Raw genomic sequence first — 23333 nt, forward strand, 5'->3', positions numbered from 1 at the left:
GCGCCGCGCCGCGCCGCGCCGCGCCGCGCGCGCCCGCCCTGCTCACTTGGTGAGCAGAAGGTGTCGGCTGGCCGACCGTGACCCGACCATTCCTGCTCACGAACGTGCCCGCCGGAGCCGGGGCGTGCCTCCAGGGCGACCCACGTCGCCGCGGCAGTTTGCGACACGCCCGGTCGTCGCGTACTGTTGACCCTTGGTTCTCCACGTCCGCGTGGCGAACCCAGTTGTTCCAAGCCCTCCGACCGTCGCGAACGCCGCGGTCGCGCGGTGTCAACGGCCCCTTCGACAGGGACCGCAGGCCTGGGCGGTGCGCACAACCCCCTCGTTCCGTCGCTCCGCGACCGAGCGCGTGCGCGCCAGGCAAGTGAACTTGGGTGCGGCCGTCCGGTCGCACGGTACCTCAGGAGGAAACCATGGCAGCAGTGTGCCAGGTGACCGGAGCCACCCCCGGCTTCGGACACAACATCTCGCACTCGCACCGCCGGACGAAGCGTCGCTTCGACCCGAACGTGCAGAAGAAGACGTACTACGTGCCCTCGCTTCGTCGTAACGTCACGCTCACGCTCAGCGCGAAGGGCATCAAGGTGATCGACGCACGCGGCATCGAGTCCGTGGTCAAGGATCTCCTCGCCCGTGGGGAGAAGATCTGATGGCCAAGAAGGGTCAGGACGTTCGTCCGATCATCAAGCTCCGCTCGACGGCGGGCACCGGGTTCACCTACGTGACCAAGAAGAACCGTCGCAACAACCCGGACCGTCTCGTGCTCAAGAAGTACGACCCGGTGATCCGCAAGCACGTCGACTTCCGTGAGGAGCGCTAAGCATGGCGAAGAAGAGCAAGATCGCGAAGAACAACCAGCGCGCCGAGATCATCGCGCGCTACGCCGAGCGTCGTCTCGAGCTGAAGAAGGCCCTCGTGGACCCGAACGGCACCGACGAGTCGCGTGAGGCCGCTCGCGTCGGTCTGCAGAAGCTCCCGCGCGACGCGTCGCCGGTCCGCTACCGCAACCGCGACGCCATCGACGGTCGCCCCCGTGGCCACCTCGGTGAGTTCGGCATCAGCCGTGTCCGCTTCCGCGACATGGCCCACCGTGGCGAGCTGCCGGGCATCACGAAGAGCTCCTGGTAAGCACCTGCTTCCGCGAACGCCCCGACACCCGAGTGGTGGCGGGGCGTTCGCCGTTCCCGGGTCGTTTCGGGGGACATCTTCGTCACATCGGTCACATTCGCCCCGTCAGGAGCCCGACAACCCCGGAAATCCGGGCGAGTCGGCAGATTTCGCCTCGGGTGGCTGGTACGTTCGACTCCGGTTCCGCAGGGTCTCACGCCCGCCGGCACCGTGGCACGGAGCACCCGCTCCGGGCGCCGGACGAGAAGTCGTCCGACCGATACTGCAAGAAGTCCGAGGAGGACATCCATGGCTGACAAGTCCCTGAACCGCACCGAGCTCGTCGCTGCCGTCGCCGCTGAGTCCGGCCAGAGCCAGGCCACCGTCAACGGCGTCGTCGACGCGCTCTTCTCCGTCGTCTCCGGCTCGGTCGCCGACGGCACCAAGGTCACGATCCCCGGCTGGATCGCCTTCGAGAAGACCCACCGCGCCGCCCGCACCGGCCGCAACCCGCAGACGGGCGAGGCCATCGAGATCGCCGCGAGCGACTCGGTCAAGGTCAGCGCCGGCTCGAAGCTCAAGGCTGCCGTCAAGTAAGACCGCTCCGCGAACGGAAGGGACGACTCCGGTCGTCCCTTTCGTCGTTCCCGGGGTCCTCCCCCACAGCCAGGAGGCGCGGATCGCCGCCCACAGGTCGGCTCGCTCGATTCCGTGGCCGGGTCGGCCAGCGCCTAGGCTTGACGGGTGGATCGGATCGCGCGCATCGCCGGCCCCGGCGTGCTGCTGCTCGTCGGGTTCGTGTCCCTCCTCGTCGCGCTGGTCATCGGGGGCGGGGCGAACGCCGCGCTCATCGCCGATCCCGGTGCCGTCGTCCGGTTCGGGCTGCCGATCGCCCGCATGGTCGTGGACCTCGCCGCCGCCACCACGATCGGTGGCCTCGCGCTCGCGACCGTCGGGTTGTCGCGCACGGCGCCCGAGTGGAACCGGGCGATCGACGTCGCCGCCGGTGCCGCGGGCGTCTGGACGGTGGCCGCCGCCGTCTCGACCTTCTTCACGTTCCTCAGCGTCGCCGGCTCGACGATCAGCATCGACGAGCAGTTCGGGCAGTCGATGGGGGTGTTCCTCACCGGGACCGAGCTCGGCCTCGCCTGGCTCGTCACGGTCCTCGTCGCGGCGGCGGTCACGGTGCTCTGCTTCGCCGTGCGCGCACGGGGCATGGTCGCCCTCACCGCGGGCGTCGCCATGATCGGCCTGCTCCCGCTCGCCCAGCAGGGGCACGCTGCCGGCACCGCGAGCCACGACGCCGCGGTGACCGCCCTGGGCCTCCACCTCGTCGGTGCCGCGCTCTGGGTGGGCGGTCTCGTCATGCTCGCGCTGCTGCGTCCCGTGATCGACGGGGACCGTCTGCCGGTCGTCGTCGGCCGGTACTCGAGCATCGCGCTCGGGTGCTTCGTGCTCGTGGCCGTCTCCGGTGTGGCGACCGCGCAGATCCGCGTCGGGGTGCTCGCGAACCTGTTCACCCCCTACGGGGTGCTGGTGCTCGTCAAGATCGCGGCCATCGTCGCGATCGGGGTCTTCGGCGCCGTGCAGCGTCAGCGGACGATCCGCTCCCTCGTCGCCGCACCCGGACGCCGCGGTCCGTTCTGGCTCCTCGTGGTGGCCGAGCTCGCTGTCATGGGCGTCGCCAGCGGGTTCGCCGCGGCGCTCGGCCGGACCGCGACCCCGGTCGACCAGGTCGCCCTGAGCAAGACCACGAACCCGTCGCCGGCCGAGCTGCTCACCGACGACCCCCTGCCGCACGCACCGGGTGCCTGGGGGTGGCTGACGGCGTGGAACATCGACCTGTTCTGGCTGATGGCGGCCGTGCTGCTCGCCGCGGCGTACGCGGCCGGCGTCGTCCGCCTGCGTCGAGCGGGCGTGCGCTGGCCGGTCCGCCGGACCGTCGCGGCGGGCATCGCGATCGTCGCGCTCGTCGTCGCGACGTCCGGTGCGCTCCACACCTACGACCGCTTCCTCGTGTCCGCGAACGTCGGCTCGCACGTGCTGCTCGGGCTCGTCGTGCCGGCGCTCGTCTGGGCGGCCGCGCCGGTGCAGCTCATCCGCCGGGCCGTGCACCCGCGTGACGACGACAGCACGGGTGTCCGCGAGTGGACCGGGGTCCTCGTCGACAACCCGGCGGTGCGGTACCTCGTGCAGCCCTTCCCGGCGTTCCTGTTCCTCGCCGCCGCGTGGTGGGCGTTCTTCGCGACCGACGCGCTCCGGTGGTCGATCAGCGACCCGACGGGGCGGACCGTGATCGACGTCGGGTTCCTGCTCGTGGGGCTCCTCGCCGTGCCCACCCTCCTCACGCCGGTCGCCGCCGGGGCGCGGGCGGCGTCGCCGTCGGCGCTCGCGGTCCGGATCGCCGGGGCGGTCGTGGTGGCCGCCGGGCTCGTCTCGCTCGGCATCGCGATGCGCGGACCGCTCGGGCTCCTGCAGGCGTCCTGGTTCGGTGCGATGGGGCGCACGTGGGGGCCGGATCCGCTCGTCGACCAGGCCCGCGCCGGCACGGTGCTCGTGGTCGCCGGCATCGCGGTCGTCGTGACCGTCGTCGCCGTCGGACTCGTCCGTGTGCGAACGGGCCAGCGGGGCGCGACCGCCGACTCCACGCGCACCGTCGGTCCGGGTGACCCGGTGTCGGCGCGATGAGCGTCGAGCTCAGCGCCGAGCAGCGCGCCGTCTTCGAGTACATCGAGCACACCCGCGACCACGTGTTCATCACCGGTCGGGCGGGCACCGGCAAGTCGACGCTGCTGAACCACCTGTCGTGGAACACCGAGAAGCAGGTCGTCATCTGCGCGCCGACCGGGGTCGCTGCGCTGAACGTCGGCGGCCAGACGATCCACTCGCTCTTCCGGCTGCCGATCGGGCTCATCGCCGACGCCGACCTCCGGCAGGGGCCGGACACCCGCAAGCTCCTCAACACGATCGACACCCTCGTGATCGACGAGGTCTCGATGGTGAACGCCGACCTGCTCGACGCGATGGACCGGTCGCTGCGGAAGGCCCGCGGGCGCCAGTTCGAGGCGTTCGGCGGCGTGCAGGTCGTCATGTTCGGCGACCCGTACCAGCTGCCGCCGGTGCCGGGCGACGGCGACGAGCGCGCGTACTTCACCGACCACTACCGTTCGATGTGGTTCTTCGACGCCAAGGTGTGGCTCGAAGCCGAGCTCCACATCGTCGAGCTCGCGACGGTGCACCGGCAGCGCGACGACGCCTTCGCCGCGATGCTGACCGCCGTCCGCCACGGGCGCGTGACGGCCGACGTGGCCGGGCAGCTCAACGCCGCGGGTGCACGGACCGCCCCGGACGACGCCATCACCCTGGCGACCCGGAACGACACCGTGGCGCGCATCAACAAGGCCGCGCTCGACCGGCTGCCCGGCAAGGTGCGGACGGCACGCGCCGACGTGAACGGGGACTTCGGCGGCCGGAACTTCCCCGCCGACGAAGCCCTCGAGCTGAAGCCCGGCGCGCACGTGATGTTCCTCCGGAACGACCCCGACCAGCGGTGGGTGAACGGGACCCTCGGGGTCGTGCAGACGATCCGCGACACGGTGTGGGTCGACGTCGACGGCGAGTCGTTCGAGGTCCAGCCGTCGGTCTGGGAGAAGTTCAAGTACTCGTACGACCCCGACAAGAAGGAACTCAAGAAGGACACCGTGGGGGAGTTCCAGCAGTTCCCGCTGCGCCTCGCCTGGGCGGTGACCATCCACAAGTCGCAGGGCAGCACCTACGACCGTGCGGTGGTCGACCTCGGCAACCGGGTGTTCAGCGCCGGCCAGACGTACGTCGCGCTGTCGCGGCTGACCTCGCTCGAGGGCCTGTACCTCACCCGGCCGCTGCGGCCGCAGGACATCATCGTGGACCTCGACGTCCGGCGCTTCATGTCCGAGGCGCCCCGGGTCGTGGCGACGGAGCTCGAGGCGGCCCCGGCCCCCGACGACGCCGACTGACCCCCCCGGTCCGGCGCGACGCGACGCGATGCGGCGTGGCCCGGCCCGGGCCGGCACTGTACGGTCCGGCACGCCGCGGCCCGGTGCAGCCCGGCCCGGCCTGCGCCGCCGTCCGGACGACGCATCGGCCGCGCCCCGGACGCACGACGCCCCGCCGGCCACGACGGGCGGGCGGGGCGTCGAAGACGCGAGGGTCAGCCCCGGGCGGCGGCCCGGAGTGCGCGGAGGTTCTCCTTGTCGGCGCCGAACGCCGTGAGCAGGAGGACCACGCCGACGATCGCGTGGAAGACGTTGTCCGTGGTGTTGAGTGCGAACACGTTCGCCGAGGTGTTCACGAACACGAAGCCGTACACCGCGAGCACGACGAGCACGACGCCCACCAGGACGTTCGCGTTGCGCGACCCGACGGTGTTGCCGAGCCCGACGATGAGCAGCACGGCGGCGAGCAGCACCCACAGGAGCGCGAGCGGCGGGTTCACCCCGAACGCGTTCCAGAGCATGCCGCCCTTACGGCTGAAGAAGCCCGGGTCGCCGTCGGCGGCGAAGAAGAACCCGAGGATGCCCCAGACGAAGAGCAACGCCCCCACGGTGAGCGCGAGACCGCGGTTCGGGGAAGCGGTGATGCTCGGTTCCTTGATGGACACTTCGGTTTCCTCCTCGTACGCAACCGGCGTCGTGTCCGCCGGTCCGGCGATGCGCGCCGGTGCGTTCGACCGCGCGCGACCGGTCGACACGTTCCCGGATCCGAAGGTCGCTGCCCCGCGGTTCCCAGGCTCCGACCGGCGTCCCAACGGTATCGTGTCGGACCCCGACCGTCCGAATCGCACGCGCGTGACCAGACGTGCAACGACACCGACGACCAGCACCCCGAGGAGGACCAGCCCGGTGACCCGAACGCCCGAACGCACCGCACCCGAGTCGCGTGGACCGAGCGTCTCACGGAGGGTGCGGTGGGGACTGTTGTCGGCTCTGGGGTTCGTGATCGTGCCTCTCGTCTACGCGGTGGCGGTGTTGACGCCGGTGGGGCAGCGGGTCGAGGACGCCGCACTCGGCGGGGTCCGGGAATCCGACCTGTTCTCGTCGGACACTGCCCTGAACGTCATCTCGGTACCGGTGATCCTGTTGCTCGTGGTCGTGATCGCCGCCGTCGCACTCGCTCGGCGCCGGCTCGCGGTGGGGCTCGGAGCCGGTGTCGTCGTGCTCGCCTCGGCAGCCACCTCGACGCTCGTCAAGCGTATCGCCGAGCGCCCGGAGATCGCCGAGTCCACGACGCCGAACTCGTTCCCGTCCGGCCACGCCACCATCGCCCTCGCCGCACTCTTCGCCGTCCTGATGGTCACGCCGCGTCGGTTCCGCCCGCTCGTCGTGGTCGTGGGCGCCGCCTACGCGGTGTTCGTCGCGAACCAGACGGTCGTCTACGGCTGGCACCGGGTGAGCGACATCATCGGCGCCTGTGCCATCGCGCTGTTCTGGGTCGGCGCGGTCCGCGCGCTCGGGCCGCGGGTCGACCGTGGTGCGCGCGGTGACCGGGACGGACGCCGCGGGCCGCGCCGCCTGGTGACCTGGGTCCTCCTGGTCGCCACCGGCGTCACGTTCCTGGTCGGCGTCGCAGCCCTGGTGTACGGCGTCTCGGGCGGGGTGCACGACCACGCCGCCATCCTCGTCGCTGGTCGGATGGCGTCGAGCGCGAGCGTCCTCGCCGTGGTGACGATCGTCTGGATCGCGGACGGCATGCACCACGCGGCGCGGACGGACACCGAGGCACTGCCGGTCCGGTAGGGCGTGGACCCCTGGCGGGAATGCCGGGCGCTGCGGTACGTTGTACCGAGCAAGTCGATGCAAACGCATCGAAATCGCAGGCGGAGGGACTCCGCGGAAGGCGGCGCATCATGCAGTTCGGCATCTTCACGGTCAGTGACGTCACGACCGACCCCACCACCGGGACGACCCCGGACGACACCCAGCGGGTCCGCGACATCCTGACGATCGCCGAGCACGCCGACCAGGCGGGGCTCGACGTCTTCGCGACCGGCGAGCACCACAACCCGCCGTTCGTGGCCTCGAGCCCGACCACCATGCTCGGCTACCTCGCCGGACGCACGAAGCACATCACGCTCTCGACGTCGACGACCCTCATCACCACGAACGACCCGGTGCGCATCGCCGAGGAGTACGCGATGCTCCAGGTCATCTCCGACGGCCGCATGGACCTCATGATGGGCCGCGGCAACACGGGGCCGGTCTACCCGTGGTTCGGGCAGGACATCCGCCAGGGCGTCAACCTCGCGATCGAGAACTACGCGCTCGTCCGCCAGCTCTGGGAGAACGACGTCGTCAACTGGCAGGGGAAGTTCCGCACGCCGCTGCAGGGCTTCACCTCGACCCCGCGTCCGCTCGACGGCGTCCCGCCCTTCGTATGGCACGGCTCGATCCGCACGCCGGAGATCGCCGAGCAGGCCGCGTACTACGGCGACGGGTTCCTCCACAACAACATCTTCTGGCCGATCCAGCACACCGAGCAGATGGTGGGCCTCTACCGTCAGCGCTTCGAGCACTACGGGCACGGGCGTGCCGACCAGGCGATCGTCGGGCTCGGCGGCCAGTTCTTCGCGCGGAAGAACTCGCAGGACGCCGTCGCCGAGTTCCGCCCGTACTTCGACAACGCCCCGGTCTACGGCCACGGTCCCTCGATGGAGGACTTCACCGAGCAGACCCCGCTCACGGTCGGTTCGCCGCAGCAGGTGATCGACCGGTACGCCGCGATGAAGGACCACGTCGGGCACTACCAGCGCCAGCTGTTCCTCGTCGACCACGCCGGGCTGCCGCTCAAGACGGTGCTCGAGCAGATCGACATCCTCGCCGAGGACATCGTCCCCGAGCTCCGGAGGGTCAACGAGGAGGGCCGGCCGGAAGGCGTGCCGTCGAACCCGCCGTCGCACGCCGACCGCGTGGCCGCCGCGATGGCCGCCGGCACCCTGGGCAGCGACCACGTCGCCGCCGAGGACGAGTGGACGGGCGCGTCCGTCTGACGCTCGCTTCGTGAGCAGCAATGGTCGGGTCCCGCAAGGTGACCCGACCATTGCTGCTCACCATGCGCGGTGAGCGTGGCCCCAGATCGGACGGGAGGCGCGGTGCCGGCTGGCACCGCGCCTCCTGTCCGTCTCGGCATGCGTCCACGGCGCGAGCTGGGTTTCGGGGTCAGCGACGGGCCACGGGGCCGGCGGCGCGTGAGCTGTCGCTCAGCGCGAGAGCTCGGCCGGGGAGGCTGGCCCGCACCGGGCGGGCCGGCACGAGTTTCAGACCGACGACGCAGCCGACGATGCCGGCGATGAACAGCAGGCGCAACGCGGTCACGGGCTCCGCGCCGGTGGCCATGCCCCACAGGACGGTGAGTGCGGCACCGGTCCCCGTCCAGACGGCGTACGCGGTGCTGATCGGGATGTGCTTGAGGACGTAGCCGAAGGCGCCGAGGCTCACCATGATGGTGACCGCGAAGACGATCGTCGGCCGGAGCTGGGTGAAGCCCTCGCTCTCGCCGAGGGCGGTCGCCCACACGGTCTCGAGCGTGGCGCTGACGAACAGGACGATCCATGCCACCTCAGCTCACCACCTTCAGGCCGACCACGCAGGCGACGAGGCCGAGGACGAGCGCGACCCGGGCGACCGACGCGGCCTCCTGTCGACGGAGGATCGCGACGACGACCGTCAGCGAGGCGCCGATGCCGACCCAGACCGCGTAGGCGGTGCCGACCGGGATCGCCGTCATCGCGAACGCCAGTCCGACCATGCTGAGCGCCATGCCGGCGGCGAACACGATCGTCGGCACGACCTTCCTGAAGCCGTTCGACGCGCCGAGCGCGGTGGCCCACACCGCCTCGAGCACGCCCGACAGGACGAGGACTGCCCACGCCATGACGGTCTCCCTTCGATCTCGTTCCGCAAGTCGCACGACTGTGCGACAACGGACTCCACGGTAGCACGAACTCGCACGACTGTGCGAGTATTGCGGTGTGGCCAGGAGCATCGACCTCGACGGACGCCGTCGCACCGTGTCCGTGGCGGCGTTCCGGGTCCTCGCCCGGGACGGTCTCGGCGCCCTGAGCGTGCGGAACGTCGCGGCCGAGGCGGGGCTGCCGCCGAGCACCGTCCGCTACGTCTTCCCGACGCAGTCGAGCCTCCGCGAGCACACCATCACGCTGGTCTTCGACCGCACCCGGGAGCGCATCGCCGCGATCCCCGACGCCCTCCCCGCCCGCGAGCGTGCACACCGGATCCTGCTCGAGCTGCTGCCCCTCGACGACGAGCGCGTGATCGAGCTCGAGGTCTACCTGGCCCTCGGGAACGCGGCCCTGACGGACGCCGGACTCCGACCCGCCCTCGACCGCGTCGTCGCCGAGATGGGCACGTGGAGCGCCGAGGTCCTCGACCTCGTGGGGGTGCGGTCCGCCGACCGCGAGTACGAGGCCCGTCGGCTGCACGCGCTCATCGACGGGCTCGCGATGCACGTCGTGCGCCTGGCGCCGGGGGAGTCCGGCGAGTGGACGATCGCCGTGCTCGACCGGCACCTCGACACGATCGCGCAGGCCTGACGGACACCCTCCACGGAGCGCCGGTCGCCTATCCTTGCCCGGTGACGACGACCACGCCGCCGCAGCGCACGAGCGCCCGGGTGTTCACCGGCCCCGGGCTGGTGCTGCTCGCCGTCGTCCTGCTGCTCGGGATCCGGCTGCTCTCGCCGGCCGTCGGCACCGCGGGACTGCCGGACGTGGTGCAGGACTTCCTCACCCTGGCGATCAGCGTCGTCGTCGAGTCCCTGCCGTTCGTCGTGCTCGGCATCGTGCTGTCCATCGTGGTCGAGGTGTGGGTGCCCGTCGGCGCGCTCGAGCGGGTCCTGCCACAGCGGCCGATCCCACGCCGGGCCGTGATCTCCCTGATCGGCATGCTGTTCCCGGTGTGCGAGTGCGGCAACGTCCCGCTCGCCCGCGGCCTCATGCTGCGCGGGTTCACCCCGGCCGAGGCGGTCACGTTCCTCGTCGCCGCACCGATCCTCAACCCGCTCGTGATCATCAGCACCGCGCAGGCGTTCGGGTGGTCCGGCTGGATCCTGCCGGTGCGCATCGTGGGCGGCTTCGTGGTGGCGAACCTGGTCGGCTGGATCGTCGCCGCGCACCGCCGACCCGCCGAGCTCCTCCTGCCCGCGTTCGAGGCCCGCTGCCGTGCGGCGATCGGCGCCCCGCGGTCGCGGAACCGCTGGCGGGACAGCGCCGCCCAGTTCGGTGGCGAGACCGCCACGATGATGCCCGCGCTGTTCGTCGGCGCCGGGCTCGCCGCCGCGATCCAGGTCGCGGTGCCCCGGTCCACCCTGGTGGCGATCGGGGCGAACCCGGTCCTGTCCGTCGCCGCGATGATGCTGCTCGCGATGACGGTGTCGCTGTGCTCGAACGTCGACGCCTTCTTCGCCCTGTCCTTCGCGTCGACCTTCCTGCCCGGGTCCATCACCGCGTTCCTCATCATCGGGCCGATCATCGACGTCAAGATGATCGCCCTGCTCCGGACGACATTCCGTGCGCGCTTCCTGGTGCTGCTCGCGGTCGTCTGCGTCCTGTTCGCCGCGACCGTCGGGTTGGTGATGAATGTCCTCGTCTGAGTCCCGACTGCCGTCGTACCTCGGCCTCGGGTCCGTCCTCGCGGTGGCGTCGTGCACCCTGTGGCTCGCCCTCGCCGGGCACCTCGACCTGTACATCAACCCGCGCTACGCGGTCTTCACCGTCGTGCTCGCGGCCGTCGCGGTCCCGGCCGCCGTCGCAGGTCTGGTCGTCGTGGCGCGGGGACACGGGCACGACCACGACCACGACGAGCACGAGCACGAGCACGAGCACCGGCAATCGGGTGCGGCCCGTCGCACGCGGGCCGTCCTCGGCGGTGCCGCGGCCCTCGTCACGATCGGGGTCACCGTCGCCATGCTGGTGCTCCCCCCGACGACGCTGTCGGCACGCACCGCCCAGCAGCGGAGCGTGGACTCCGCGACGCTGTCGAACGCCACCGGCTCCGAGGCCGCGGTGTCGCTGCTCGGCAGCACCTCGGTCGACACGTCGGAGTACGGCGTGAAGGACTGGGCCGCACTCATCCGGCAGACCACGGACACCTCGTCGCTCGTCGGGAAGCGCGTGCGGCTCACCGGCTTCGTCGTGCCCGGCTCGGACGGCTCGTTCACGCTGACCCGGTTCGTGATCAGCTGCTGCGCGGTGGACGCCCAACCCGTCGGGCTCGGGGTCGTCACGGACGGCACGGTGCCGGACGAGGGGCGGTGGGTGCGGGTGACCGGGGCGCTCGCCGCCAACCCCGACCAGTCGGCCGACGCCCGGATCGTCATCCGGGCCGCCAGCGTGCAGGCGATCCAGCAGCCCGAGGACCCGTATGAGTACTGAGCTGCGCAGCCGACCGCGGAACCGCTTCCGCCGTCGCCTCGTCGCGACCGTGCTGGTGTTCGTGGTCGTCGGCACCGCCGCGGCGGTCGTCGGATCGCAGCAGGGTCCGCGCCTCCGTGACGTCTCGTACGACGCCGTCGGCCTGGTGTCCCGACCGGCGCAGCGCGTGATCCTCACCGCGAACCAGGCGGTCGAGCGGGTGTCCGCGAACGAGGTGACGGTACGTCCGGCCGCGGCCCACACCGTGACGTCGAGCGGCAACACCATCGCGGTCGAGTTCGCCGGCCCGCTCGCCTACGACCGCTCGTACGAGATCCGGGTCGCGGGCGTCCGCGCGCCCGGGCAGCGTGCTACCGCCGACCTGCGGGCCTCCGTCCGGACCGGCAGCACCGACGTGCTCGCGCTCGTCCCCGGCGGCGCCGGTACCCCGGACCGGATCGTCCGCCGCTCGCTGGACGCCGGCGGGGCGACTACCGTCTACCGGGCCGCCGGCATCTCGGAGTACGTGCGGCTCGGCCGGTCGCTGGTGGTGGTGACCGGCACCGACGCGGGGTCCGCCGTCGACATCGTGCCGCTCGCGGGCGGTGTGCAGGACGAGGACGCCCCGGTCGAGCACCTGACCCTGCCCACCGCCGAGGGGCGGGTCACCGCGCTGCACGCCGCCGACGACGGGGCGTCGTTCGGGTTCGAGTACGCGGACACTTCGACCGGGCAGTCCCGGAACGTCGGTCTCTACGTCGTCGACATGACCGGCACGCACCTGCCGACGGCGATCGACGCGAGCGGGAAGCCCAGGACGGGCGCGGTCCCGATGAGCGTCGGGCAGTGGGCGTACGTCCCGCGCACCGAGAGCGCCCTCGTCCGGACCGGTAGCGACGACCTCGTGCTCGTCGACATGAGCGGCCGGACCGACCCCGTCCGACTGGGGAGCGCGACGTACCTGCACGGCTTCGTCGGCACCGGGACGACCGCCGTCGTGGAGACGGGCACGGGCATCGTCCGCCTCGACCTCACCGACGGGGACCGGACCGCGCTGCGGGCGCCCGCCGGCAGCACCGACGCCGCGTACCTCGGCCGGATCGCACAGCTGACCGACGACGCGTACCTGCGTGTCGTCGGCGACGTGCGCTCTGACGGCACCCTCGCCCAGCGGATCGTGCGGGTGGACGGGGACCGCGCCTCCCGGCTGCCCGTGAGCGTGCCGTCGGACGCGAGCATCACCGCGGTCTGCCCGTCCCCGAACAGCCAGTTCGTCGCCGTCGCGACCAAGTCGGCGACGGGGTCGCTCGTGAGCGTCGTCGACGCGACCTCGGGCGCGCTCGAGGCGAGCGTCGGGGCGGAGACCGTGGACTGGTGCAGCGCACTGCCCTCCGGCGACGAGGTCGGCTAGCGGCGGAGGGTCTGCTTCGGGTACTCGCCGAACCGACGGAGGTACTCGCCCGAGAACCGGCCCATGTGGGTGAAGCCCCAGCGGGCGGCGACGTCGGCGACGGACACCTGGCCCGGTGTCGCGGCAGCGAGGTCGTCGTGGCACCGTCGGAGCCGGACCTCGCGCAGGTACTGCATCGGGGACCGGTCGAGGGTGCGCTGGAACGCCTCCTGCAGTCCGCGCACGCTGAGGTCGGCGGCCCGGGCGACGTCCGTCACCGTCAGGGGTTCGTGCGCGTTGGCGTGCAGGTACTCGACGGCCGTGCGGATGCGTGCGTTGCGGTGCCCGCTCCAGCCGGCCGGCGCCAGCTCGGCACGGAAGCGGTACATCTCGAGCAGCGACCGGGCGACCTCGCGCTGGGACTCCTGCCAGGCGAGCGAGTCCGCGCCTGCGGTACGGAGCGCGTGCACCGACGACGCGACCGTCCGGCGCCACCGGTCGACCGACCCGGCGGTCGGCGGGGTCGTCGTGTCGAAGTCGACCGCCCCGTCGACGAGGTACCGCTCCGAGGCGACGTCGAGCACGAGATCTCGCCGCAGGTGCACGAGCCGCTGGTCCCAGTCGCGGTAGTCCACGTCGAACCGGCGTTCGATCGGGAACAGCGTGGGGACGCCTGGTTGCATCCGGACCTCGGTGCCGCCGACCTCGAGCGATGCGGTGCCCGAGTCGATCCACTGGACGACGATCTCGCCCTCGACGGCGACGTCTCCGTGGAGCGAGCCGTTCATCTGCGACCGCCGGACGCTCATCCGGTCGTCGCCGACGCCGACGTAGCGGTACCAGTACTCGCCCTCGGTGCGGCTCGAACGCCAGGCCCGTCCGGCGTACATGCCGGCGAGCTCGGTGACGGCCGCGTCGGTGTCCGTGCCGGCGAAGGACACCAGGGACGCGCTTCCCTCGCCCGCCGTGCTCGTCATCCCCCGAGTCTGTCGCGCCGAGGAGGGGCGGGACACCGCGCTGCGCGAGCCGGACGAGCCGCTCGCGTTGTGGGGACAGACCGGACGACGGACGGGAGGCGCGGTGCCGTCCGGCACCGCGCCTCCCGTCAGATCGTGACGCGCGTCAGGCGAGGGTGGCCGCGTCGATCACGAAGCGGTAGCGGACGTCCGAGGACAGGACCCGCTCGTAGGCCTCGTTGACCTGGTCGGCGCTGATGAGCTCGGTCTCCGGCAGGATGCCGTGCTCGGCGCAGAAGTCGAGCATCTCCTGGGTCTCGCGGATGCCGCCGATGGCCGAACCGGCCCAGCTGCGACGCGAGCCGATCAGGGCGAACGCGGGGACCTCGAGCGGCTCGGCCGGGGCACCGACGTTGACCATCGTGCCGTCGACCTTGAGGAGGCCGAGGTAGGCGCCCATCGGGATCTTCGCCGACACCGTGTTGATGATGAGGTCGAACGAGTTCGCGAGCTGCTCGAAGGTCTCCGGGTCCTTCGTCGCGTGGTGGGCCACGGCGCCGAAGCGGAGCGAGTCCTCCTGCTTGGAGGTGGTCTGCGACAGGACGGTGACCTCGGCGCCGAGTGCGGCGGCGATCTTCACGCCCATGTGGCCGAGCCCGCCGAGGCCGACGATCGCGACCTTCTTGCCGGGGCCGGCCTTCCAGTGGTGCAGCGGCGAGTACAGCGTGATGCCGGCGCAGAGCAGCGGCGCGACCTTCTCGATGTCGAGCGACTCGGGGACGCGGAGCACGAAGTCCTCGTTCACGACGACGGCCTGCGAGTAGCCGCCCTGCGTGATCGAGCCGTCGGCGGGGTCGACCGAGGCGTAGGTGCCGATGTTGCCCTTGAGGCAGTACTGCTCCTCGCCCTTGACGCAGTTCTCGCACTCGCCGCAGGAGTTCACCATGCAGCCGACGCCGACGCGGTCGCCGACCTGGTGCTTCGTGACGTTCTCACCGACGGCCGACACGTGGCCGACGATCTCGTGGCCGACGACCTGCGGGTACTGGATCTGGCCCCACTCGCCGCGGACGGTGTGGATGTCCGAGTGGCAGATGCCGGCGTAGGCGATGTCGATCTCGACGTCGTTCGGGCCGACGTCGCGACGGGTGATGGTGGTCTTGACGAGCGGCTCGGTGGCCGACGGTGCGGCGTACGCGTTGACGGTGCGCATGGTCTCCTCGTGGGTGGTGCGGTGCGGGCCGGGTCCGGCCCACGACCAGTCTCGTGGAGCGCGCCATCGCGTGGGGGGTCACGTTGGGGCACCCCTGTACGGAATGCCGGCGTGTCGCGTGCGGGCGTCCCGCTCGCCGCGCGTCAGGCCAGGCGGGCGAGTCGCTGGCCGGCGATCCGGGCGAAGCGCAACGGGTCGGCGAGGGCGTCGTCCGGCTCGCCCGTCGTCTGCGTCGCCAGGACGGTGAGCGAGGCAGCGGCGTCGAAGTCGTCGAGCGCTGCCTCGATCGCGCCGGCGACGAGCATCGCCCGGGCAGCGGGGGCGTGCCGCGTCGCGAGGGCGCGCACCACGCTCGGCACCTTGCCGGCGGCGGACTGCCCGTCGAACCGTCCCTCGCCCGTGATCACCACGTCGGCGCCGTCGAGGAGGGCCGGCAGCCCGAGGACCTCGGCGACCCCGTCCGCGCCGCCCGCCAGGGTCGCGCCCCAGGCGAGCAGCCCGAACCCGACACCACCGGCCGCTCCGGCACCCGGTGTCGCGGGGTCGACCTCGGGGAAGCACCGTGCCCAGTTGGCCAGGCGGGCGTCGAAGGCGGCGATCCGGTCGGGCGTGATGCCCTTCTGCGGGCCGAACACCGCCGCGGCCCCCGTCGGTCCGAGCAGGGGCGAGGTGACGTCGGTCAGCACGACGGCGCCGTGCTCCGGCAGCCGCCGCATCCACGTGGTGTCGACGCTTGTGACGTCGTCGAGCAGCTCGGCGCCCTGCTGCGGCCGCGGTGGGTGTTCGGGCACCGCGGGAGCCTGGTGGACGAGTGCGCCCAGCCCGATCAGTGCGTCCGCACCGCCGTCGGTCGAGGCGCTGCCGCCGATGCCGAGCACGAGCCCGGTCGCCCCGTCGTCGAGCGCGGCGGCGATCGCCTCGCCGAAGCCCCGGCTCGTCGCGGTGTCGGGCAGGGCCTCCGGCAGCAGGGGGAGCCCGCTCGTCGCGGCGAGTTCCACCACGGCGCGGCCGTCCGGCAGTCGCAGCCAGTGGGTGTCGACGGGGGTCCCGGCGGGGCCGGTGACGGTGATGGGGACCCGGGTGGTCAGGCGGATCGCGCTCTCGAACGCGTCGAGCGTGCCCTCGCCGCCGTCCGCCATCGGCGCGAGGACGACCTCGTCGCCCGGTCGCTCGGTGAGCCAGCCGTCGCGGACGGCCGCAGCGATCTCGGCTGCGGTCGCCGTCCCCTTGAACGAGTCCGGAGCCACCACGATGCGCACGGCACCACCGTAGCGGTCCACCCGGCCCATCCGGCCCACCCCGGCTGGTCCGAGGGCCCGGCCGCCACGACGCGTCCCGCCCGTCACGCTCGGGACCGCCCATCGATCCGCGTCGCTGACCGTCCTGGTTCGCGAAACCCGCGATCCGCGAACCAGGACGGTCAGCGCCGAGACCGGAAACGGGCGCCCGGAGCGGCACCGCCCGACGTCAGGGTCAGCGGGTGGGGAGTGCGGCCAGGAAGATCGCCTCGGCGAGGGCCATGTGCTCGATCTCGGACGGGTCGACGCTCTCGTCCGGGGCGTGCACGTTCGCCGTCGGCTCGGACACCCCGGCGAGGATCACCTCGACGCCCGGGATCGCCCGCTCGAGGGTCGCGCAGAGCGGGATCGAGCCGCCGCCGCCGAGCGAGCCGACCGGAGCCGGGTGGTAGGACTCCGCGAGCGCGGCGCGGAACGCCGACGAGGACGGTCCGCCGAGCGCACGGAACCCGGCACCGACCCCGGTGACCCGCGCCGTGACCTCGACGCCGGCGGGCGCCCGTCGGAGCAGGTGCGCCACCAGGAGTTCCCCGGCCGTCGCGGGGTCGACCCCCGGCGGCACGCGGAGGTTCAGCGCGGCACCAGCCCTCGCCTGCACGGACGGCGAGGACCCCGCGACCGCCGGGGCGTCGATCCCGACGACCGTGAGGGCGGGGCGTGCCCACACCTGGGACGCCGGGTCCGCCGAACCGACCGGCACCGCGCCGTCGAGCAGTCCGGCGTCGGCGGCGAACCGGTCGGCGTCGTAGGGCAGGCCGGCCCAGGTCTCGGACGCGTCGAGCCCGTCGACGGTGGTGTCCCCGGTGTCGTCCCGGAGCGACGCGAGCAGGGCGACGAGTACTGCGATCGCGTCGGGTGCCGCGCCTCCGAACATCCCGGAGTGCACGTTCCCCCGCAGTGCCCGGACGCGGAGCTCGACGAACGCGGTGCCGCGGAGCGTCGTCACGAGCGCGGGAGCGCCGACCGCGGCGTTCCCGGCGTCCATCACGACGGCGGTGTCCACGTGCCGGAAGTCGGCGGCGTGGTCGGTCACGTACTGCTCGAGGCCGTCGGTGCCCTGCTCCTCCGAGCCCTCGACGAGGACGACGAGCCCGACCGGGAACGTCCCGTGCACGTCGAGCAGCGCCCGCAGGGCCACGAGGTGCGTGACGATCCCGCCCTTGCAGTCCGCCGCGCCCCGGCCGTACAGGCGACCGTCCCGTTCGGTGAGCGTCCACGGATCGCTCGTCCAGGCGGACAGGTCCCCGGCCGGCTGCACGTCGTGGTGCGCGTAGAGCAGTACCGTCGGTGCACCGGCGGGTGCGGGGTGGGTCGCGATGACCGCCCGCGAGCCGTCCGCGGTGGTGGCGAGCCGCGCCTCCAGACCGAGGTCCGCAAACGCGACCCGCACCGCCTCCGCGACCCGGTGGCAGTCGTCGAGCGACTGCACGGCCGGGTCGTGGACGGACGGGATCGCCACGAGCGCGGCCAGGTCCTCGAGCCCCTCGGGCAGGCGGCCGCGGACGGCGTCGCGGAGGGCTGACGGGCTCACGAGCGGCCGATCTCCCAGATGCGGAACTCGCCGGACGCGTCGACGGACTCCGACAGCCCGGTCAACGACTTCTGCCCGATGACGTTCTCGTGCCCGGCGAGCAGCGGGATGAGCGGGACCGACTCGGCGGTGTCCCGCTGGATCTGCTCGATCTGCTGCGTCCGCTTCGCCGTGTCCGGCTCGACGGCCTGCGCGGCGACGAGGTCGTGCACCGTGGCGTCGTCGAAGTGGTTCGCGAGCAGGTTGACGTCCGCGGCGCCGTAGGCCGGGGTGAGGTACGACGAGGCGTCCGGGTAGTCCTGGAAGAACCCGAGCTGGAAGACGGGGTACTCGCCCTTGCCGACGTTCCCGACGTAGGTGTCCCAGCTCGCCGACTGCAGGTCGACCCGGAACAGGCCCGTGTCCTCGAGCTGCTGCGCGATGAGCGCGTACTCGTCGTCGGAACCCGAGCCGTAGTGGTCCGTCGTGTACTCGATGGGCAGCGTCACGGGCGTGGTCACCCCGGCCTGCTGCAGGATGGCCTTCGCGTCCTCGCCCGACAGGGACCGGAACGCCTCGGTCGCACCGGTGAACCCGCTCGGGACGATCGAGTACGCCGGCGCGTAGGTGTCCTGGTAGACGTCCTTCGCGATGGCCTGACGGTCGATCGACGCCGCGACGGCCTGCCGGATCGCCTGCTTCTGGGCGCTGTCCTTCCCGGGCATCGTGTCGAGGTTGAACGCCAGGAACCGGATCTCGCCGGAGTCGCCGTGCACGGTCTGCAGGGAGTCGTCCGACGACAGCGAGGTGACCTCCGTCGGCGTGAGCTGGCGGTACGCGACGTCGGCGTCGCCCTTCTGCACGGCGAGCTTGAGGTCGGCGGACTTCGTGTACTGCTTGATCGTCACGCTCTTCGTGGCCGGAGCGTCGCCGTCGTAGTGGTCGTTCGCGGTGAGGGCGATCGTCGCCCCACCGTCCGCGGCGTCCTGCAGCGCGTAGGGCCCGGATCCCACCACCCCGTCGTTCGCGTGCACCGTCGTCGCCGAGAACACCTTCGAGTCCACGATCGCCCCCGCCATGCTCGCGAGCACGTACGGGAACGTCTGGTCGTCGGCCTGCTTCAGGGTGAACGTCACGGTGCTGCCGGACGCCGACACCGACGCCATGTTGGCCAGCAGCGACCCCGGGCCGTTCTTCGACCCGAGGGACACCTGCCGCTCGAACGAGAACACCACGTCCTTCGCGGTCAGGTCGTCGCCGTTCGAGAACCGCAGCCCGTCCCGGATCTCGCACACGTAGTGCGTGCCGTCGGTGAAGTCGCAGGACTTCGCGACCTCGGGGCTGGTCGTGGTCTTCCCGGCAGGGTAGGTGAGCAGGTGCTGGTACAGCTGCGTCTGCACGGTGTAGCTCCCGCGGTCCCAGGCGCCGGCCGGGTCGAGGGACGTCACGACGTCGGTGGTGCCGACGACGAGTCCGTCGACGGCGTCGGTGCCGGACGAGCCGGTGGAGGCGCAGCCGGTGAGCACGGCGGCGGTGGCGGCGGTGAGCGCGATGGCGCTGAGGAGTCGGGTGGTCATCGTCCTGTGGGGGTGGGGTGGTGCTTCGAGAGGGAGAACCGGGCCGGGGGTGGTGGCCCGTCGGTCGCGAGGTCGGCGATCATGACGCCGAGCAGCGGAGCGAACTTGAAGCCGTGGCCGGAGAACCCGGTCGCGACGGTCACCGGACCGCGACGGTCGATGACGAAGTCCTCGTCGGGGGAGTTGTCGTAGAGGCAGCTGATGAAGGTCGGCTTCGTCGCGTCGACCCCGGGCACGTACCGGGCGACGTACGCCTGCAGCCGCTCGGCCTCGGCGGGCACCGGGGTGAAGTCGCGGTGGTCCGGGTCGACCACGGGGCCGGTGCCGTGGAAGCCGACCTTGACGCCCTCGCCCGGGGTGAGCAGGCCGTAGACGTCGTCCCCGTCGGCCCAGTGCACGAAGCTCGGCCACGCCTCGTCCGGCAGGTGGCTGGGGAAGTGGGCGGGCTGCTCCTGCGTGACACGGAGGGCCGGGAGGCGCGCCCCGCGTTCCGCGAGTAGGTCGCCGACCAGCGTGGGCGCCCACGACCCCACGGCGGCGATCACCGACGACGTGCGGTGGGCGGACCCGTCGGACAGCCGTACGGTCACGTCGTCCCCGTGATCGTCGAGGCCGGTGACCCGGGTGTCGAACCGGAGGTCGACGAGTCCCGTGCGCTCGGCCAGCGTGAGGAACACCTCGATCGCGCGGTCGGACCGGATCCGCCCCGCGGTCGCGTGCGTCAGGACGTGCCCCTCGAACGCGATGCCCGGCCAGCGCTCGGCAGCGGCGTCCGGGCTGAGGGCCTCGTGGGCGATCCCGGCGTCCGCGAGCGCCGCGGCGATGGCGTCGACGACCTCGGGGCGGCCGTGGTCGACGGCGCCCGTCCGGACGATCAGCTCTTCGTGGGCCGCGGTCTCGAGCGCCTCCCAGAGTGCGAGCGCCCGGGTCGTCAGCGCGACGTACTCGGCATCGGCGTAGCCCTGCCGGAAGATCCGGGTCGCACCGTGCGAGGAACCGCGGTGGTGGCCGCGCTGGTGCTGTTCCACGAGCAGGACGCGCTCGCCGCGGGTGGCCAGGGCGTACGCGGTGGCGGCACCCACCACCCCGCCGCCGATCACGACGTGCGTCGTCGTCTGGTCGCTCATGCCGTCGCTCCGGCTCGTCGGGCGTCGGCCTCACGGCGGGCCGGCATGAGCGAGACGACGTCGGCCTCGCTCGGTGCGCTTGCCGGGAACCGGGCGGGGTCGTAGCGGCTCGCGTCGCCGAGGGTGGTCGACCCGGTGACGCTCAGCTCGGCGGCGATCCGACCGAGCCCGGGGCCGTGGGTGACGCCGGACTCGTTGTCCCCGCCGGCGACCACGAGGCCGGCGAGCTCCGGGACTGGGCCGACGATGAAGTTCCGGTCCGCCGTCATCGACACGACCCCCTGTGTGACGGTCTCGTCGTCGGCGAGTGCAGCCGCGGCGCCCGGCAGCAGCGCCGCGACGATCGGGTGCAGGGCGGTGCGCATGGCCTCGACGAGGTCGGGGCGGTCCGGTCGGCGCTCGGGTTCGGTGTCGCGGCCGGCACCGCGCACGAAGAGCGCCTCGTACCCGCTGCCGGCGCCGTACGTCAGGCCGCCGCGGTGCTCGCGGATCCACAGCCCCTCGAGTTCGGGGAGCATCAGGGTCGGCAGCGTCTGCGGGAGGCCGAACGGCTTCGTGACGAGGCGGCTCGCGACCACCCGCACCGTCGGGAGCTCGCGACCGAGGGGCGCGAGCAGTGCGTTCGTCCAGCTGCCGGCCGCGAGGACGACCCGCGCGGCGTCGATGACCTCGCCACTCGCGGTCCGGACGCCCGTGACGGAGCCGTCCCGCGCCTCCAGGCCCGTGACCGTGGTGTGCTCGCGGAACGCGACCCCGCGCGCGTGCAGTGCCCGGACCAGGGCCGCGGCCGTGTCCGGCGCACTGATCTGGATGCCGTCCGGGTGGAGGAACCCGGCCGTCACCGCGGACGGGTCGAGGCCGGGGACGAGGTCCGCCGCCTCGTCCGGGGTGAGCGTCCTGGCACCAGCCGGTCGCAGGGGGTGGTCCTCGAACGGCGGGATGTGGTCCGCGCGGCCCTGGTCGGTGACCGTCAGCCAGACGTTGCCGTTCCGGCGGTACCCGGTCGGCCCGTTCCCGGACTCGGCCAGCCGCCGGTAGAAGTCGATGCCGTACTGCTCGACGTCGCGTTCGGACTCGTTCCAGTACCAGGCGTACCCGGCCGCCCACTGTCCGACGAACCCGGCACCAGCGGTGGTCGTCCCGCCGGCGGCGGGGCCGCTGTCGACGAGGACGACGCGCTGGCCGAGGTCGGCCAGGTGCCACGCGGTGCTCAGGCCGATGATGCCGGCGCCGACGACGACCGTGGGGGAGTCGGGGGAGGACATGACCAGATCGTAGTTGTCGTGTGTTGCCGACAGGTGTCGTGGATGACGCCGTGTGACGCCGCGTGACCGTCAGCCCGCGAACGCGGCGAGCACCGCGCGGGCGGACCGCGCGACCAGGGCGTCGTCGTACGCGGCGTCGGGCTCGTTGCGCGCCGTGAGCACGGCGATGACGATCGGGCCGCCGTCCGGTCGCGTGACGCGTGCGACGTCGTTCCGGATGCCGCCGGCGCCCCCGGACTTGTCCGCGACCGTCCACCCGGCCGGTGCGCCGGCGCGGACCAGGGTGTCGCCCGTGGCGTTGCCGCTCATCCACCGTTCGAGGAGTGCGGTGTCGGAGCGGCCGAGCGTCCGTCCGTCGAGCACCGTCGCGAGGTCCGCCGCGAACGCCGCCGGGGTCGTGGTGTCCGCGGTGCTGCCGGGCTCGATCGTGTTGAGCGAGGGTTCGTCGTGCACCACCTCGGTCGTCCGGTCCCCGAGCTCCGTCAGGGCCCGGCCGAGCCCAGCGGGTCCGCCGATGCGGTCGAGGACGAGGTTCAGGGCGAGGTTGTCGCTCTGTCGGACGGCGGCCTCGGCGAGCTGGGCGAGCGTCAGGCCGTCGGCGACGTGCGCGCTCGTCACGGGGGTGTGCCCGGCGGCGGTGGCGTCCGCCGCGGTCCACCGCACGCGCTCGTCCCGGTCGGCGCCGTGCACCTGGCGGAGGAACGCCGCCGCCGCGAACACCTTGAGCGTCGACGCGTACCCGAAACGCCGGTCGCCGCCGTACGCGACGGTCTCGCCGGTCGTGGTGTCCGTGGCGACGACGCCGACGGTGGCGTCGTACTCCCGCTCGAGGCCGGCGAGCGTCCGGTCGACGGCGGTGCGGTCGGCGGCCCCGATGCTCGGTGTCGGTGTCGGTGTAGCCGTCGCAGTGCTGGCGGTGCCGGTCGGACGAGGGGCGGCACCGGCGCTGCATCCGGTGAGGGCGAGGGCCGCGACGACGCCGACGACGAACGGGGCAGTGGCACGCATGACAGCACTCTCGCGCGCGGCCCTGGACGCTGCCCGCACGCCTCGGCTTCCGTCGGTGGATCGCCGGAGCGCCCGAGGCGGCGGTGCCTAGCCGCCCCGTCGCGAGCGTCGGATCCTGGCTCGCACGACACTCGCCCCGACCACGCCGATCGCGACGGCAGCCAGCCCGACGGTGGTGGCGAAGGTGAACAGGACGTGCTGCAGCGTGGATCCCGCTGGCGAGAGGTCGCCCCAGATCCCGAGGCCGATCGACGTGGCCAGGGCCGTCAGGGCCGGGACCGCGAACGCGAGCGTGAGCTTCGAGACGGCGTGGCGGTGTCCTCTCGTCCTGGCGGCGTTGCCAGACCCGACCCTCGTGGTCGGACGATAAGAATGATGCCGGTGAAATGCCAGATGCGCAAGACAGGAGGGTGTCGGCGAGTCGCGATCCCTCGACGGTGCCACTGGTGGAACGACGAAGGGCCGCCCGGTCGGGCGGCC

Annotated in this window: 23 protein-coding genes; 12 read left to right on the plus strand and 11 right to left on the minus strand. The window is 72.5% G+C overall.

Annotation, left to right across the window (positions count from 1 at the left end; all coding sequences use genetic code 11):
- Window positions 1-413: 413 nt before the first annotated feature.
- The 6 genes from rpmB to ACNQOV_RS12075 all read left to right on the plus strand — a co-directional run bounded on the left by rpmB (window position 414) and on the right by ACNQOV_RS12075 (window position 5102).
- Window positions 414-650, plus strand: a complete 237-nt coding sequence (gene rpmB / locus ACNQOV_RS12050; RefSeq protein ID WP_022903747.1) for a 50S ribosomal protein L28 — start codon at window positions 414-416, stop codon at window positions 648-650.
- Complete coding sequence (gene rpmG, locus ACNQOV_RS12055; protein WP_022908193.1) at window positions 650-820, plus strand: 50S ribosomal protein L33; 171 nt, start codon at window positions 650-652, stop codon at window positions 818-820. Before rpmB ends, rpmG begins: the two co-directional genes overlap by 1 nt.
- Before the next feature lie 2 nt (window positions 821-822).
- On the plus strand, window positions 823-1128 hold the full coding sequence (gene rpsN, locus ACNQOV_RS12060) for a 30S ribosomal protein S14 (RefSeq protein ID WP_022908192.1): 306 nt from the start codon (window positions 823-825) through the stop codon (window positions 1126-1128).
- Between the two features lie 288 nt (window positions 1129-1416).
- On the plus strand, window positions 1417-1704 hold the full coding sequence (locus ACNQOV_RS12065) for an HU family DNA-binding protein (RefSeq protein ID WP_022908191.1): 288 nt from the start codon (window positions 1417-1419) through the stop codon (window positions 1702-1704).
- Window positions 1705-1851: 147 nt separating this feature from the next.
- Window positions 1852-3795 carry a cytochrome c oxidase assembly protein gene (locus tag ACNQOV_RS12070; RefSeq protein WP_416394691.1) on the plus strand — a complete coding sequence of 648 codons (1944 nt, stop codon included), beginning with the start codon at window positions 1852-1854 and terminating at the stop codon, window positions 3793-3795.
- On the plus strand, window positions 3792-5102 hold the full coding sequence (locus ACNQOV_RS12075; protein WP_416394692.1) for an ATP-dependent DNA helicase: 1311 nt from the start codon (window positions 3792-3794) through the stop codon (window positions 5100-5102). The genes ACNQOV_RS12070 and ACNQOV_RS12075 overlap by 4 nt, the downstream gene beginning before the upstream one ends.
- Before the next feature lie 194 nt (window positions 5103-5296).
- On the opposite strand, the gene ACNQOV_RS12080 is transcribed toward ACNQOV_RS12075, so the two are convergent.
- Window positions 5297-5746 (minus strand): DUF4383 domain-containing protein, encoded by a 450-nt coding sequence (locus ACNQOV_RS12080; protein WP_416394694.1) that lies wholly within the window; start codon window positions 5744-5746, stop codon window positions 5297-5299.
- Window positions 5747-6080: 334 nt separating this feature from the next.
- Here ACNQOV_RS12080 and ACNQOV_RS12085 point away from each other — a divergent pair, with 334 nt between their 5' ends.
- Both ACNQOV_RS12085 and ACNQOV_RS12090 read left to right on the plus strand, forming a co-directional pair.
- A complete protein-coding gene (locus ACNQOV_RS12085; RefSeq protein ID WP_416394696.1) occupies window positions 6081-6881 on the plus strand; it encodes a phosphatase PAP2 family protein in 801 nt (266 codons plus the stop codon).
- 110 nt (window positions 6882-6991) lie between these two features.
- Window positions 6992-8131: a CE1758 family FMN-dependent luciferase-like monooxygenase gene (locus ACNQOV_RS12090; protein ID WP_416394698.1), complete on the plus strand. Its 1140-nt coding sequence runs from the start codon at window positions 6992-6994 to the stop codon at window positions 8129-8131.
- Between the two features lie 169 nt (window positions 8132-8300).
- Here ACNQOV_RS12090 and ACNQOV_RS12095 read toward each other — a convergent pair whose 3' ends face one another.
- Both ACNQOV_RS12095 and ACNQOV_RS12100 read right to left on the minus strand, forming a co-directional pair.
- Entirely contained in the window at window positions 8301-8699 is a 399-nt protein-coding gene (locus ACNQOV_RS12095; protein WP_416394700.1) for a DMT family transporter, read from the minus strand.
- 1 nt (window position 8700) lies between these two features.
- Window positions 8701-9015: a DMT family transporter gene (locus ACNQOV_RS12100; RefSeq protein ID WP_416394702.1), complete on the minus strand. Its 315-nt coding sequence runs from the start codon at window positions 9013-9015 to the stop codon at window positions 8701-8703.
- A 97-nt stretch (window positions 9016-9112) separates the two neighbouring features.
- Between ACNQOV_RS12100 and ACNQOV_RS12105 the strand changes: the two genes are divergently transcribed.
- Genes ACNQOV_RS12105 through ACNQOV_RS12120 form a run of 4 tightly spaced genes read left to right on the plus strand, consistent with a single transcriptional unit; the run spans window position 9113 to window position 12920 of the window.
- Window positions 9113-9691, plus strand: a complete 579-nt coding sequence (locus tag ACNQOV_RS12105; protein ID WP_416394704.1) for a TetR/AcrR family transcriptional regulator — start codon at window positions 9113-9115, stop codon at window positions 9689-9691.
- Window positions 9692-9732: 41 nt separating this feature from the next.
- Window positions 9733-10749, plus strand: coding sequence for a permease (locus ACNQOV_RS12110; protein ID WP_416394706.1), 1017 nt, complete (start codon window positions 9733-9735; stop codon window positions 10747-10749).
- Window positions 10736-11530 carry a TIGR03943 family putative permease subunit gene (locus ACNQOV_RS12115; RefSeq protein ID WP_416394708.1) on the plus strand — a complete coding sequence of 265 codons (795 nt, stop codon included), beginning with the start codon at window positions 10736-10738 and terminating at the stop codon, window positions 11528-11530. Before ACNQOV_RS12110 ends, ACNQOV_RS12115 begins: the two co-directional genes overlap by 14 nt.
- Window positions 11520-12920 carry a hypothetical protein gene (locus ACNQOV_RS12120; protein WP_416394710.1) on the plus strand — a complete coding sequence of 467 codons (1401 nt, stop codon included), beginning with the start codon at window positions 11520-11522 and terminating at the stop codon, window positions 12918-12920. Before ACNQOV_RS12115 ends, ACNQOV_RS12120 begins: the two co-directional genes overlap by 11 nt.
- Here the strand turns inward: ACNQOV_RS12120 and ACNQOV_RS12125 are convergent.
- From ACNQOV_RS12125 to bla, 8 genes are all read right to left on the minus strand, one after another.
- A complete protein-coding gene (locus ACNQOV_RS12125; protein WP_416394712.1) occupies window positions 12917-13876 on the minus strand; it encodes a helix-turn-helix transcriptional regulator in 960 nt (319 codons plus the stop codon). The two genes, ACNQOV_RS12120 and ACNQOV_RS12125, sit on opposite strands and share 4 nt — an antisense overlap.
- 145 nt (window positions 13877-14021) lie before the next feature.
- Window positions 14022-15068, minus strand: coding sequence for an NAD(P)-dependent alcohol dehydrogenase (locus ACNQOV_RS12130; protein WP_022907070.1), 1047 nt, complete (start codon window positions 15066-15068; stop codon window positions 14022-14024).
- A 143-nt stretch (window positions 15069-15211) separates the two neighbouring features.
- On the minus strand, window positions 15212-16327 hold the full coding sequence (locus tag ACNQOV_RS12135; protein ID WP_416394714.1) for a glycerate kinase: 1116 nt from the start codon (window positions 16325-16327) through the stop codon (window positions 15212-15214).
- Window positions 16328-16541: 214 nt separating this feature from the next.
- Window positions 16542-17897: a M20/M25/M40 family metallo-hydrolase gene (locus ACNQOV_RS12140; protein ID WP_416394716.1), complete on the minus strand. Its 1356-nt coding sequence runs from the start codon at window positions 17895-17897 to the stop codon at window positions 16542-16544.
- Window positions 17894-19453, minus strand: coding sequence for an ABC transporter substrate-binding protein (locus ACNQOV_RS12145; protein WP_416394718.1), 1560 nt, complete (start codon window positions 19451-19453; stop codon window positions 17894-17896). Before ACNQOV_RS12145 ends, ACNQOV_RS12140 begins: the two co-directional genes overlap by 4 nt.
- On the minus strand, window positions 19450-20580 hold the full coding sequence (locus ACNQOV_RS12150) for an FAD-dependent oxidoreductase (RefSeq protein ID WP_416394720.1): 1131 nt from the start codon (window positions 20578-20580) through the stop codon (window positions 19450-19452). The genes ACNQOV_RS12145 and ACNQOV_RS12150 overlap by 4 nt, the downstream gene beginning before the upstream one ends.
- Entirely contained in the window at window positions 20577-21845 is a 1269-nt protein-coding gene (locus tag ACNQOV_RS12155; RefSeq protein WP_416394722.1) for an NAD(P)/FAD-dependent oxidoreductase, read from the minus strand. The genes ACNQOV_RS12150 and ACNQOV_RS12155 overlap by 4 nt, the downstream gene beginning before the upstream one ends.
- A 69-nt stretch (window positions 21846-21914) precedes the next feature.
- The gene (gene bla, locus ACNQOV_RS12160) at window positions 21915-22853 is read right to left on the minus strand and encodes a class A beta-lactamase (RefSeq protein ID WP_416394724.1); all 939 of its coding nucleotides are present in this window, start codon (window positions 22851-22853) and stop codon (window positions 21915-21917) included.
- Window positions 22854-23333: the final 480 nt, after the last annotated feature.

Origin of the sequence: Curtobacterium sp. LFS084 (assembly GCF_047977705.1) — a bacterium.
GTDB lineage: Bacteria > Actinomycetota > Actinomycetes > Actinomycetales > Microbacteriaceae > Curtobacterium.